Origin of the sequence: Primorskyibacter flagellatus (assembly GCF_048268605.1) — a bacterium.
In the GTDB taxonomy this organism is placed as follows: Bacteria; Pseudomonadota; Alphaproteobacteria; order Rhodobacterales; family Rhodobacteraceae; genus Primorskyibacter; species Primorskyibacter flagellatus.
Map to the genome: position 1 here is coordinate 1 of NZ_JBLWVF010000037.1, position 12187 is coordinate 12187.

Sequence of the window (12187 nt, forward strand, 5' to 3'; positions counted from 1 at the left end):
CCTGGGGGCTTTGCGCCACATAGGGTGGGTCAAATTTAATCGCTGAAACCGGGTCAGTTTTGAACGCTCATTGACAGACCCCGTGAACGATGGCTATGACGTGGTGGTGCGGATCGGATCGCTCGCCGATTCCTCGCTGATGACGCGGCGGTTGGCGTCATGCCCCTTCATGCTTTGCGCCAGTTCCGATTATATCGAACGCTGTGGCCTGCCCGAGGCACCCGAGGATCTCGCCCGGCATGATGTGCTGGCGTACTCTGGCAATAGCGCCTCGCATGAATGGCGCTACAAGGATGCGGCGGGGCAAGTGGGGCGGGTGTCGCTTGGCGGCTCGCTGCGGTCCGATTCCGGTGACATGCTGTGCCGCGCGGCGGTTGAGGGTGTCGGCATCGCCATCCTGCCGGTCTTCTATGTCGCCGAACATCTTCGGGCAGGCCGCCTGCAACACCTTCTGCCCGATCATCTGACCTGGCCGGAACGGGATATTCATGTGCTGTTCCGGCCGAACCGCTATCAGCCCGCCCGCCTGCGGCTGTTTGTCGATCATCTGGTGAGGACCGCCAGCGATTTCCCGTGGGAGCGTGGGTAAGCGGCCCTGTGCGCGCTCGCACTCAAACCTCGATCTTCTCGATATCTTTCAGGACCGCATGCACTGCGAGGCCCGTCTTGGTCAGCCCGTAGGTCACCTTGGGCGGGATCGTGTTTTCCTGTTCGCGCCAGACCAGACCATCCGCCTCCAGCTCGCGCAGGCGTTGTGTCAGGACCTTGGGCGAAATACCCGTGATCGTCCGGCGCAACACGCCAAAGCGGCAGGCTTGCCGTTCGCCCAGCACATAGATCACATGGGTTTTCCATTGGCCCCAAAGTTTGCGCAGCAGCGTATCGGCTGCACAGGGCAGGCCCATTTCAACGCTGGCATCTTCTCTCAGGTCGGTTTCAGGGGTGGTTTCCATTTGGTAACGACTTTCGCTTGGTAACTTGGGACCTACATATGCTTTCAACCGTTGATCGCAATATCCGTTTCGGCTGTATTCAGTCCGGTGCGGTGTTCCAAAGGAGAAAGCACCATGTCCCGATCCACATCCCAAGCCATCCCCGGCCTGCACCACGTCACCGCCATTTCCGGCCCGCCGCAGGACAACCTCGATTTCTGGATCGGAACGCTGCACCAGCGGCTGGTCAAACGCACGGTGAACTTCGACGATCCGGGCACCTATCACCTTTATTACGGCGATGACGATGCGGCACCGGGGTCGATCATGACCTTCTTTCCTTTCGTGGACGCAGGCCCGGGCCGCGCTGGTGCGGGCATGGCCTCTGCCGTTGCCTATGCCATTCCAGACCTTGAGCAGCGTATGGGCGACCTCGCCGAGGCCGCCATGGATTTCGAGGGTCCGTTCGAACGCTTCGGCGAACGCGCGATTGCCCTGAAAGACCCGGATGGTCTGCGGGTGGAGCTGATCGAAGGCGGCGCGCGCGACGATGGATTTCATTCGGTGACGCTCTGGCTTGATGAGGTGGAACCCACCGCCAGAGTGCTGGAGGCGATGGGCTATGTGCGTGAGGCCGAAGATGCCACCGCAACCGGCGGCACGGGAGGCACAGAGACCCGTGTGCGTTATCGTTCCACTGACCCTGAGCGGGGATCGGCCGTGGATCTGATGACCTCGGATAGCCGTTCTATCGGGCGGCCCGGGGCAGGCACCATTCACCATGTGGCTTTTCGGGCGCGGGACGGTGAGGAACAGCAGGAATGGCGCAAGCGGCTGTCTGACGTGGGCATGCAGGTCACGCCGGTAATCGATCGGCAGTACTTCGACGCGATCTATTTCCGCACCCCCGGCGGCGTATTGTTCGAGATCGCGACCGATCCGCCGGGCTTTGCCGTGGACGAAGATGCCGACCGTCTGGGCGAGGCGCTGAAACTGCCCGAGAAATACGAAGCGCATCGCGCAAGAATCGAGCAGGTCCTGCCCGAAATCCGGGTGCCCTCATGAGCGGCGCGCTGGAGGCAAAAACCCGCGGCACCGGTCCGCATGCGGGGCAACGGCTGGTCGCGGCCGGGGCTCCGCTGCACCGGGCGCGGCTGGCTGTCGTGATGATCCACGGTCGCGGCGGGGAGCCTGAAGATATGATCGGTCTTGCCGACCACCTCGCCCTGCCGGATCTGGCGGTCCTCGCCCCGGCGGCGGCGGGCCGCTCCTGGTGGCCCGACTCTTTCCTCGCCCCGCTTGACGCAAATGAACCGGGCCTTGGCAGCGGGCTAAGTGTCATCGCTGCGCTGTTGGAGGATCTCGCAGAGCAAGGCTTTGGTCCGGAGCGGATCGCCCTTGTGGGATTCTCACAAGGGGCCTGTCTCGCCATTGAGGCAGCGGCGCGCCTTGCCCGCCCGTTCCGCGTCGTCGCGGCCCTTTCGGGCGGTCTGGTCGGCACAAGTGACGCAGACGGGCCACCATTGGCAGAGCTTTACAATCGTCCAGCCAAGCGGTTCGACTACGAAGGCCGGCTCGACAATGTGCCGCTGCTGCTGGGCTGTCACGAACAGGATCCGCATATCCCGCTGGTCCGGGTGCGCGAAAGCGCCAAGGTTCTGGGCGACATGGGCGCGCAGGTCGACACGATTATCATTCCCGGTGCCGGTCATGGCATTGTCGCCGACGAGGCGGCGTGGCTGCGCAAACATTTGAACAAAAAGGAAGACACCGATGAGCGCTGATTTCGAGATCACCCGCGAAGAGACCGAGAGCAAAGGTCGCTACGCGACCATAGTGGACGGTCATGAGGCCGAGATGACCTATTCCCGGGCCGGAACCAGCACGATTATCATCGACCACACCGGCGTGCCGGATGCGCTGCGCGGGCGCGGCGTCGGCCAGGCGCTGGTGCGCCGCGGGGTCGAGGATGCCCGCACCGAGGGCCGCAAGATCGTGCCGCTCTGCCCCTTCGCCAAGGCGCAGATTGCCCGGCACCCCGAATGGCAGGACGTTCTGCAAGGCTGAGACTGCAAAACCGAACAACAAGGAAAGAGAGATATCATGAGCTGGAGCCCTTGCCCCGATCCCGTTCCGGGAGACGCCAAAAGCGTCGATTCCGTAGAAACCCTGATCGTGCCCCGTGCAGTCGATCTGGGCGAAATGGAGGTGCGCCGCGCGCTGCCTTCCGACAAGCGCCAGATGGTGGGGCCGTTCATCTTCTTCGATCAGATGGGCCCGGCGGAGTTTCTGACCGATCAGGGCATCGACGTGCGCCCGCATCCGCATATCAACCTTGCCACACTGACCTATCTGTTCGAGGGTCAAATCCTGCACCGTGACAGTCTAGGGTCCGACATCGCGATCGAGCCGGGGGCGGTGAACTGGATGAAGGCGGGCAAGGGGATCGTGCATTCCGAACGCACCGCGCCTGAACGGCTGACCAGCGGCCAGCGCCTGTTCGGGTTGCAGACCTGGATGGCCTTGCCCGAGAACGAAGAAGAATCCGACCCTGCTTTCATGCACCACGGCAAGGCAGACCTGCCGCAGGTCGAGGCCGAAGGTCTGACCGCGCGGCTGATCGCAGGCTCCGCCTTTGGTGCCACTTCGCCTCTCAAGACGGCGTCCGACACGCTCTATGCGGATGTAACGCTCGCACCTGGCGCAAAAGCACCGATCAGGCCAAATGCCGAAGAGCGGGCGCTTTACACCATCCGGGGCAAGATCGAGATCGCAGGATCTACCTTCGAGCCCGGCCAACTGCTTGTCCTGCGTCCGGGGGACGAGATCACCGTCACCGGGGTGTCTGACGGCACCGGGGACCACGCACGGTTCATGCTGTTCGGCGGCGCGCCGATGGACGGCCCGCGTTATATCTGGTGGAATTTCGTGTCCTCCCGGCCCGAGCGTATCGAGCAGGCGAAGGAGGAATGGCGGCGCGGGCGGTTCGAAACCGTGCCGGGCGATGAGGAAGACTTCATCCCGCTGCCCGAGGATGACCGCAAGGTCATGCGCGCCGAGGGCGGGGTACATTACCCGTGAGGGCTTTGCCGATCCTGTGTGCTGCCGTTGCCCTGCTCGCGGCAACGGCGGGCTCTCCCGCATTCGCTGCCGACCCTGACGAGGGTCGGGCAATGTTCGGTCTTGTCGGCATGGAACTGGCGTTTCTCGAAGCTTTGGCGCTTATTGCTCTCGCCTGCATTTTCGTGCCGTTGTCACGCAGGCTGGGTCTGGGCACGGTGATCGGCTATCTCGTGGCGGGGGTGGTCGCGGGCATCGGTCTGTCGATCTCCTTCACCCGCGATCCCGGAGAGCTGCTGCATTTCGCCGAGTTCGGCGTGGTGCTCTTTCTCTTTGTGATCGGCCTTGAGTTCCGCCCCGCGCGGCTCTGGGAGATGCGCGGTACGATCTTCGGCCGGGGGCTGGCTCAGGTCATGGTCTGTGCCGCCTTGCTGACCACGGCAGCCCTCGTCGTCGGACTGGATTGGCGCGCGGCGCTGATCGTCGGGCTGGGGCTGGCGCTGTCCTCCACCGCGCTGGTCATGCGCGGCATTGACGAGAGCGGCGAGCGTAATTCCACCTTCGGGCAGACCGCTATCGCGGTGCTGTTGTTCGAGGATCTGGCAATCGTGCCCTTCCTCCTGCTGGTCACGCTGTTGGCACCTTCGGGCGAGGAAGCGACGCTGTTGGACAACCTTCAGGCTACGGTCATCGGCATCGGCGCCATCGCCCTGCTGATCCTGATCGGGCGTTACGCGCTGGATCCGATATTCCGCATCGTCGCCCGCACTCGCACGCCAGAGCTGATGACAGCCGCCGCGCTTGGCGTTGTGGTCTTTGCCGCGCTGATCATGGCCTCGGCGGGCCTGTCTTACGCCATGGGAGCCTTCATCGCCGGGGTAATGCTGGCCGAATCCTCCTATCGCCACGAGGTGGAAGCCGATATTGAACCGTTCCGGGGCTTGTTTATGGGGCTTTTCTTCGTGGCCGTGGGCCTCTCGCTTGATCTTTCTGCCGTGGCCGACAACTGGTTGATCATCATGCTCGCTGTGCCGATCACGGTGACGTTGAAGGGGATCGGTGCCTATGGCGTGAACCGGGCATTTGGCACGCCGCATCCCACCGCGCTGCGTATAGCCTTTGCCATGGGGCAACACGGGGAATTCGGCTTTGTCCTGTTCGCCGCCGCCAGTTCCGCGCTGATCCTGCCTAGTGACGTTTCATCGATCGTCGTGGCGATTGTCACGCTGTCGATGGCGCTGTCGTCGCAATCCGACCGCGCCTACGGCATGGTCATGGGAAGGCCCGAGCGCGAGACGATCGACGAGGATTTCACCGACGCCGAAGGATCGGTGCTGATCGTCGGCTTCGGCCGGGTCGGACAACTGGTGGCGCAGCCGCTGATCGCGGAAGGGATTGCCGTGACCCTGCTTGATCATGACGCTGACCGCATTCGCGAGGCAAAGCGGTTCAACGAGCGCGTGCATTTCGGTGATGGCACACGGGCCGAGGTCCTGACCGCCGCCGGGGCCGCCACAGCCAGCGCCATCGTGGTGGCCACAGATGAGCCTGCCACGACGCTCGATATCGTCAGGACGGTGCGCCGCAAGTTCCCGAACGCCGCTCTGCTTGTCCGCGCGCACGACCGGATCCACGCGGTTCGCCTTGCCAGCGAAGACGTTCCAACGGACGCGATTCTACGCGAAACCCTGCTATCGGCCCTGGCCCTCGGCGGGCAGACATTGCGCGCTTTGGGCTATGCAGATGGTGCCGCCGAGGCAGTCGTTACCCGCGTACGCAAGCGCGATGCCGCGCGGCTTGACGAGCAGATCCTCGCGGCCCGTGACAAGGACGAGCGAGATGCCATCGTGGCTGCCATTGCTCCCGAGCCGATGGGGCGAGATTAAAGTGAGGCCCAAAGCCCGCAGGACCACTCGGTCCAAAGTCATACTGTTTCTTGCAAAAGCGGGTGGTCTTGGTGGATTCTCACAAATATAGCGGGATTGCCAGATCTCAGGGTTTGCAAGCTCTCGATGGTGAAATCATCAAGGACAACGATCCCACTTCGAGAGCGGATGCACCCGATCTGGTCCCCGGAGGCTAACGCGTTATCGTCTTTCGATATGCGTCATGGCACTCATTCCGCCTTCGCTGTCAGACGCCGGCGACTTCAGCCGTACCGAACTACGACGTGCGGTGGAGAAATTTGGGCTGCTGCCGTTGATTGCTGTGATCAGCGATTGGTATCGCCCCGTCGGGTGGCTGCTGATCGGGGCCTCCGCTCTCCGATCCTGTGTAACGATGAACAAAAACCAGTCCACCGCGCTGCATCCGTTCGGCCAGATCGCGCGGAACGGACGAGACGAGGGTTGGAATGCTGTCCGCCGTCGCCAGGACCGCGCCCTTGTCCGGGATGGCGGCGATCATCGGTTCGGGCCGTGACTGCGCGCTGGCGGACGAGCCAGAAGCAATCAACGCAAAGGTCGCGATCACGTTGAGGATTGGCTTGATCAAGGGCATCGAGTGTTTCCGCCACGATTGTAGCAACATGATAGTTAAAAGGAAAATGCGCTCACGATCAAACCAGGCATCAGCGCGGTCCAAGGCCTGGATCATGCCCCTGAGCGTGATGCTCGGCCGTACCGCGAGCAGGATCACCGGCCGGTTCTGCGCCACCGGATAGACCAAAGGCCGACCATGCATTAGCATTCGGAACGGACCACTCGACAGGAGCAGACCACCTCATGCCAAACGATCCGTCGTCATGAAGATGCTGCGCGGCATATTGAAGTGGCTGATGGTCGTGCTGTTTGCCGCGATAGTCGCTGTCGCCTTCCAGCTCTACCGCAACTCCGGCGACAAAGCTCTTCCGAATGCACCTCTGGAGGGGCTGCGCATAGCGACCTACAATGTGCATTACATCGTCATGGGCCAGGAAACCGGGCCATGGTCGCGCGGGGATTGGGACCGGCGGCGCGGTCCGCTCGATCTGGCGTTCAAAGAGATGGATGCGGATGTCGTTGCATTTCAGGAGATGGAAAGTTTCACCCGCGGCGGTGTAAGCCGCGACAATCTTGCACTCGACTGGTTGCTGGAGCGCAACCCCGCCTTCGCAGCCGCCGCCATCGGCGATCCTGTGGAGTTTCCGTCGACCCAGCCGATCTTCTACAAGACCGAACGACTGGAGATGCTGGAGCAGGGGTGGTTCTTCTTCTCGGACACGCCGGACACCATCTATTCGCGCACATTCAACGGCTCGTACCCCGCATACGCGTCCTGGGCCCGGTTCCGCGAGCGAAGGTCGCAGACGGAATTCAGGGTCGTCAACGTCCACACCGATTATGGCAGTCGGTCCAACCGTCTGCGCTCGATCGACCTGGTGGCTGCGCGTGTCGCGTCGTGGTTGGCGGCCAAGGAGACGGTGATGGTGGTCGGCGACCTGAACGCCCGGCGTGGCGACCGGGGCGTGAAGATCCTTGAGAACGCGGGTTTCACCTTTGCGCCCGTCGAGGGGGCAACCTATCATTTCAATCGTGGGATAAATCTGTTCGGCGCCATCGACCATGTCGCCTGGGCAGGGGACTTGGTCCTGGCCAGACCTCCGGTGGTTCTCAGACATCGTTTCGATGGCGAATGGCCCACGGACCACTATCCCGTAGTCGTGGACTTCTTGCTGCCACAGAGGCCCAGACAGGAAGCTGAATAAATTGGCGCTCAGCAACATCGCGGACAGCAATTCGCCTTGCAGATGCTTCAGCATCGACTGAACGACATAAGTTGCCGTAAACTTCAATTTCGGCAGCGCAATTAACCGAACATGCGTTCCAGAGAACCGTCGCGCTTGATCAGGTGATGCCAGCCGACCGCCATTGCGATGTCCCCGAGCACGAGAAGACCGAATATCCAGCCCAGCGTCGCATGCCATTCTTCCGATGCCCGCATCAAGGCCGTCCTCGTTTCGCGGGGCGGAAATATCTCGATTCCGAGATAGATGAGCCCGCGGATGTCAACTGCCTCGGCATCAAGACCCACTGCCGGAACGATCACCATGAGGGCATAGATTGCCACATGCCCCACGGTCGCGGGCCGTCCGTTGAGGCCCGTATGGGCGGGCACCGATGCATATTCGCCAGCTTCCAAGCGCTGCGTCGCAGGACCAGCAGGCAAAGCGTGACGCCAAGCGTATGGTGATAGCTCCACAATACCTTGCAGATCGTGTCGCCGCGGGGAAACGTCATGCGAGCGCCGACAGAAAGGAATTGCGCGGCGAACAGGACGACCATGCCCCATTGCAAGGGGGTCAGGGGCGTCTGTAAGGTCAGGCATCGGCACTCCATGTGGTCGGATTGTCGAGTATTTTTGTATTTGTCGGGGGTCGGGGCCGGACGATACTGCCACCCGTCGAATAGATATAGCGCCCGCCCGGTTCTGCCACGAGATCGCGGGGCGCGGTTGAGCCAGATCAAATTGTCGAAGAGGTTCCCATGGTACCCTGATCTGCGGCACGGACCCGGGATCTTGCCGAGGCCCTCGGCGATCGGCGCGATCAAGCAGCCGTCATGATCCGACCGGATCGCAACGGCGGAAGTAACCGCGAAAAGTTCGAATCCAGTCCCGTTCCCTCCGCCATTTTCCATCGTGTTTTGTATGATCCAGAGACCAATTCTCTGTCGGCCAGGGCTGTAGATTCATGACGTCCAGCTTTTCCTTTGTGTAAAGTCGATAGAGTTTCTCGTGGTTCATGATCATTCTCTTGCGCTCCGGCATCACGCCGATCCGCTGATAGCCAAGCCGGCGGCGCTTGGTCGCGACGGTCTTCATCTCCGCTCTGATCTCAGGATTATCCGGAGGGCATGCGCGCCGGGTCGGCTTTGGATCGACACCCCCTCTCGGGACATTATTTCGCAATGCCCTGCCGGGCAGTGAACAAGTCGGCAGAGGGTCGAAGACGTCACGCAAGATGAGCATGGTCATTGATGCCTCCGCCTGTTCCGCTTACGTTCTCACCATGAGAGTCGAGTTCCACAGCGTCTTCCCTCTACGCCGTGCCCGCGTCCATGAGGTCTGCGGAGCCGGAGCCATCGCCTTTGCCTCGATGGCTGTGCGGGGGCATGTGCTGTGGATCAGGGAAGCGTGGCTTTCTGAGACTCTGACGCCACAGGGGTTGTTGCCGCTTGTCGATCCGGCGCAGCTTTTGCTGGCCCGCCCCAAGGATCAGGTGGATGCACTTGCTGTGGCCGAAGAGGCGCTCAAGGACGGTGCGCTGCCCAATGTTGTGCTCGACGTGACCCGCCCGCTCGATCTGCGTGAGGGGCGGCGCTTGCAACTCGCGGCAAAGGCGGGGCGAACGACAGGTTTGTGCATCATCCCGGACGGTATGGGATCGAATGCTGCGGAAACCCGTTGGCGCGCTACCCCGGTCTTCGATCAAGAATGGGAGGACTCGACTTTGATGCGTTGGGAAATTATTAAGAACAAATCAGGAACACTTGGTGTCTGGCATGTTCGGTGGAATCAGCAAACAAGTCGTCTCGATGTGGTTTCCCCGGTTGGCGAGCGACCGGATTTTACGGGCGCGTCCGGTTGACGGGCCTTTTGTACTGACGTTGAAGGCCAATAACACTGAACGGGTTTATTGCCTCAATCAAGCGGCGGAGCGGTCGGGTCTTATCCGTGATATGAGCTTTGCCGATGCCCGCGCCTTTTGCCCCGACTTGATGAGCCAACCGGCCCGTCCCGATCTCGACATGCGCTTCCTTGCCACCCTGCGCCGCTGGGCGACGCGCTATTGTCCTTGGGTGGGTTATGAGGGAACGGACGGGCTGGTGCTCGATGTCACCGGCGTTGCGCATCTTTGGGGCGGTGAGGCCGCCATGCTGGCCGATATGCGGACCCGGGCTGATCGTTCCGGGCTGGGGGTGCGGCTCGGATTGGGCGAGACTCGTGGTGCCGCTTGGGCCCGTGCGCATTTCGGTGACGAGCATAGCACGCTCACAGATTTGCCCGTTGCGGCGCTGCGACTTGAAGATCGGATGGTCACCGCGTTGCAACGTCTGGGGCTTCGCCGTATCGGCGATCTTACCGCGGCTGCGCGCGCACCGCTCGCTCGTCGTTTTGGCCCCGAACTGATGCTGCGGCTGGATCAGGCAACGGGTAATGTGTCCGAGCCAACCGCCCCTGAAAAGGATCCGCCGCATTACGCAACACGGATGAGCCTGCCTGACCCCATTGGTCTGACCGAGGACGTGATGGGCATCGCCGCACGACTGCTCACACCGCTTTGCGACAAGCTCAAAGCACAGGAGATGGGCGCGCGCAGTCTGTGCCTTACCCTGCGACGGGTCGATCAGGGGTGCCAGAAGGTCGAGCTGCGGCTTGCTGCGCCGCTGCGTGATCCGACCCGCATTTTGCCGCTGTTCAAACGGGGCGTGGCCGAGGTCGATGCAGGGTTTGGCATTGACCAAATCCGGGTTGAAGCCACGCAGGTCGAACCGCTCCCTGAGCAGCAAACCGGCAGCCGTCAGAACTCGCCCGATCAGCTCAACGATCTGATCACGCGCATCGGCACCCGGATCGGGCTGGAGAATATCCAGCGTTTTTTGCCCGCTGACAGTCATATTCCCGAGCGCGCATTTTCTATTGCGTCTGCGGCTTACAGCAGGCCCGAGAGCGGTTGGAGCGCGCTCCGTTCGCGGCCTATAAGCCTGTTCCCGCCGGAGCCGATCTCGGCCAGTGGATCGCAACCCCCCGTACAATTTCGCTGGCGTCGGATGCGCCTGACAACGGGCCGCGCGGTCGGTCCCGAACGAATTGCACCGGAATGGTGGCTTCCCGACGACAATTGGCGCAGTGGGGTGCGCGATTATTGGAAGGTGGATACACGCGAAGGGCGGCGGCTTTGGCTGTTCTATACCCCGCAAACCCCCGGCTGGTTCGTGCAGGGGGAATTCACATGATCGAGGTTGCCCGCGATCAACGCCAGGCCGAATCCACCCAGTTCGAGGCGATGCTCCGGCAACGGGGCAGGGCGGGGTATGCGGAACTGTGTGTGACGACGAATTTCACCTTTCTCACCGGGGCTTCGCACCCGGAGGAATTGGTGCTGCGTGCGGCTGAGCTGGGTTTGAATGCCATCGCCATCACCGATCGCAATACGCTTGCAGGTGTGGTGCGGGCCTATTCGGCGCTGAAGTCTCTGCGCGAGAAGGCAAGCCAGAGCTTGCGCGTGCGCTCATCCCATCAGGTGGATTCCTGCTCGCGCCAAGAAGTCGGGCGACCGCAAGATTTACAAACCCCTCAAACGCTGCATCTGCCGAAACTGATCGTCGGCAGCCGACTCGTGCTGCGCGATTGCCCCGTGGAATGGCTGGCCCTGCCCACTGACCGCGCGGCCTATCACCGGCTGTCACGGCTTTTGACTCTGGGAAAGCGGCGGGCGGAAAAGGCCGAATGCCACCTCGATCTGCGCGATCTGGAGGTGGGGTGCCAAGGGATGATCCTTATCGCCTTGCCGCCGCCTGATCTTGGTCTTGAACAGGCGTCTTTGCTGCGGCTCGCCCGACGTTTTCCAGGCGCGGTCTTTCTGGGTGCGTCGCCGCGTTACGACGGGTCGGATCAGGCGTGGTTCGATGCCTGTGCCGCCACGGCGCTACGCTGCTCGACACCGATGGTGGCGGTGGGGGATGCGCTTATGCATCATGGCAAACGCCGACAGTTAGCGGATGTGCTCACCTGCCTGCGCGAAGGGATCACCATTGACCAGATCGGCACCAAGGCTCTGCCCAATGCCGAACGCCGCCTCAAGAGCGCATCCGATATGGCGCGGCTCTATCGTCGGCATCCGGCGGCGCTCAAACGCACGCTGGAAATCTCGGCGCGCTGTGGATTTGACCTGTCCGACTTAAGCTATGAGTATCCCGATGAGATGTCGGAAGGCGAAACCCCGCAAGCCCGGCTCGAACGTCTTGCCCATGAAGGGGTGAGACGACGCTATCCGGATGGTGCCTCCGAGCGGGTGCATCGGTTGATGGACAAGGAATTGTCGTTGATCGGCGAGTTGCGCTACGCCCCGTATTTCCTCACCGTTCATGACATCGTCGGACAAGCCCGTGCCCGCGGAATTCTGTGTCAGGGGCGTGGGTCGGCGGCCAATTCCATCCTCTGCTATCTGCTGGGCATCACCGATGTCAGCCCCGACATGATCGGCATGGTGTTCG

13 protein-coding genes and 1 pseudogene are annotated in these 12187 nt (G+C 62.0%); 10 read left to right on the forward strand and 4 right to left on the reverse strand.

Annotated elements, in window-relative coordinates:
- Positions 1 to 70 precede the first annotated feature (70 nt).
- The gene (locus ACN0WV_RS18920; RefSeq protein ID WP_417607808.1) at positions 71 to 589 is read left to right on the forward strand and encodes a substrate binding domain-containing protein; all 519 of its coding nucleotides are present in this window, start codon (positions 71 to 73) and stop codon (positions 587 to 589) included.
- A 22-nt stretch (positions 590 to 611) separates the two neighbouring features.
- On the opposite strand, the gene ACN0WV_RS18925 is transcribed toward ACN0WV_RS18920, so the two are convergent.
- Entirely contained in the window at positions 612 to 953 is a 342-nt protein-coding gene (locus ACN0WV_RS18925; protein WP_084354464.1) for a winged helix-turn-helix transcriptional regulator, read from the reverse strand.
- A 114-nt stretch (positions 954 to 1067) separates the two neighbouring features.
- On the opposite strand from ACN0WV_RS18925, the gene ACN0WV_RS18930 reads away from it, so the two are divergent.
- From ACN0WV_RS18930 to ACN0WV_RS18950, 5 genes are all read left to right on the forward strand, one after another.
- Entirely contained in the window at positions 1068 to 1997 is a 930-nt protein-coding gene (locus tag ACN0WV_RS18930) for a ring-cleaving dioxygenase (protein ID WP_417607809.1), read from the forward strand.
- A complete protein-coding gene (locus ACN0WV_RS18935; protein ID WP_417607810.1) occupies positions 1994 to 2716 on the forward strand; it encodes an alpha/beta hydrolase in 723 nt (240 codons plus the stop codon). Before ACN0WV_RS18930 ends, ACN0WV_RS18935 begins: the two co-directional genes overlap by 4 nt.
- Positions 2706 to 2999, forward strand: a complete 294-nt coding sequence (locus ACN0WV_RS18940; RefSeq protein ID WP_084354475.1) for a GNAT family N-acetyltransferase — start codon at positions 2706 to 2708, stop codon at positions 2997 to 2999. The genes ACN0WV_RS18935 and ACN0WV_RS18940 overlap by 11 nt, the downstream gene beginning before the upstream one ends.
- Before the next feature lie 36 nt (positions 3000 to 3035).
- Positions 3036 to 4013: a pirin family protein gene (locus ACN0WV_RS18945; protein ID WP_084354477.1), complete on the forward strand. Its 978-nt coding sequence runs from the start codon at positions 3036 to 3038 to the stop codon at positions 4011 to 4013.
- Between the two features lie 92 nt (positions 4014 to 4105).
- Positions 4106 to 5878, forward strand: a complete 1773-nt coding sequence (locus tag ACN0WV_RS18950) for a monovalent cation:proton antiporter-2 (CPA2) family protein (RefSeq protein ID WP_417607812.1) — start codon at positions 4106 to 4108, stop codon at positions 5876 to 5878.
- Positions 5879 to 6155: 277 nt separating this feature from the next.
- Here the strand turns inward: ACN0WV_RS18950 and ACN0WV_RS18955 are convergent, their stop codons facing one another.
- On the reverse strand, positions 6156 to 6680 hold the full coding sequence (locus tag ACN0WV_RS18955) for a hypothetical protein (RefSeq protein ID WP_417607814.1): 525 nt from the start codon (positions 6678 to 6680) through the stop codon (positions 6156 to 6158).
- Between the two features lie 55 nt (positions 6681 to 6735).
- Between ACN0WV_RS18955 and ACN0WV_RS18960 the strand changes: the two genes are divergently transcribed.
- The gene (locus tag ACN0WV_RS18960; protein WP_417607816.1) at positions 6736 to 7677 is read left to right on the forward strand and encodes an endonuclease/exonuclease/phosphatase family protein; all 942 of its coding nucleotides are present in this window, start codon (positions 6736 to 6738) and stop codon (positions 7675 to 7677) included.
- 101 nt (positions 7678 to 7778) lie between these two features.
- On the opposite strand, the gene ACN0WV_RS18965 is transcribed toward ACN0WV_RS18960, so the two are convergent.
- Positions 7779 to 8297, reverse strand: a complete 519-nt coding sequence (locus tag ACN0WV_RS18965; protein WP_417607818.1) for a cytochrome b — start codon at positions 8295 to 8297, stop codon at positions 7779 to 7781.
- A 324-nt stretch (positions 8298 to 8621) separates the two neighbouring features.
- Positions 8622 to 8855: pseudogene (locus tag ACN0WV_RS18970) on the reverse strand (IS3 family transposase); the annotation flags it as partial.
- A 124-nt stretch (positions 8856 to 8979) separates the two neighbouring features.
- Between ACN0WV_RS18970 and ACN0WV_RS18975 the strand changes: the two are divergent.
- The 3 genes from ACN0WV_RS18975 to ACN0WV_RS18985 all read left to right on the forward strand — a co-directional run.
- Positions 8980 to 9558, forward strand: a complete 579-nt coding sequence (locus ACN0WV_RS18975; protein WP_084354563.1) for an ImuA family protein — start codon at positions 8980 to 8982, stop codon at positions 9556 to 9558.
- Positions 9473 to 10927: a Y-family DNA polymerase gene (locus tag ACN0WV_RS18980; RefSeq protein ID WP_417607819.1), complete on the forward strand. Its 1455-nt coding sequence runs from the start codon at positions 9473 to 9475 to the stop codon at positions 10925 to 10927. The genes ACN0WV_RS18975 and ACN0WV_RS18980 overlap by 86 nt, the downstream gene beginning before the upstream one ends.
- A partial coding sequence (locus ACN0WV_RS18985) for a PHP domain-containing protein (RefSeq protein ID WP_417607820.1) occupies positions 10924 to 12187 on the forward strand: 1264 nt, incomplete at its 3' end. The genes ACN0WV_RS18980 and ACN0WV_RS18985, both read left to right, overlap by 4 nt.

Coding starts and splice junctions, on each gene's coding strand:
- ACN0WV_RS18925 (WP_084354464.1), bottom strand. CDS start 953: ATGGAAACCACCCCTGAAACCGACCTGAGAGAAGATGCCAGCGTTGAA.
- ACN0WV_RS18930 (WP_417607809.1), top strand. CDS start 1,068: ATGTCCCGATCCACATCCCAAGCCATCCCCGGCCTGCACCACGTCACC.
- ACN0WV_RS18935 (WP_417607810.1), top strand. CDS start 1,994: ATGAGCGGCGCGCTGGAGGCAAAAACCCGCGGCACCGGTCCGCATGCG.
- ACN0WV_RS18940 (WP_084354475.1), top strand. CDS start 2,706: ATGAGCGCTGATTTCGAGATCACCCGCGAAGAGACCGAGAGCAAAGGT.
- ACN0WV_RS18945 (WP_084354477.1), top strand. CDS start 3,036: ATGAGCTGGAGCCCTTGCCCCGATCCCGTTCCGGGAGACGCCAAAAGC.
- ACN0WV_RS18950 (WP_417607812.1), top strand. CDS start 4,106: ATGTTCGGTCTTGTCGGCATGGAACTGGCGTTTCTCGAAGCTTTGGCG.
- ACN0WV_RS18955 (WP_417607814.1), bottom strand. CDS start 6,680: ATGCTAATGCATGGTCGGCCTTTGGTCTATCCGGTGGCGCAGAACCGG.
- ACN0WV_RS18960 (WP_417607816.1), top strand. CDS start 6,736: ATGAAGATGCTGCGCGGCATATTGAAGTGGCTGATGGTCGTGCTGTTT.
- ACN0WV_RS18965 (WP_417607818.1), bottom strand. CDS start 8,297: ATGCCTGACCTTACAGACGCCCCTGACCCCCTTGCAATGGGGCATGGT.
- ACN0WV_RS18975 (WP_084354563.1), top strand. CDS start 8,980: ATGAGAGTCGAGTTCCACAGCGTCTTCCCTCTACGCCGTGCCCGCGTC.
- ACN0WV_RS18980 (WP_417607819.1), top strand. CDS start 9,473: ATGTTCGGTGGAATCAGCAAACAAGTCGTCTCGATGTGGTTTCCCCGG.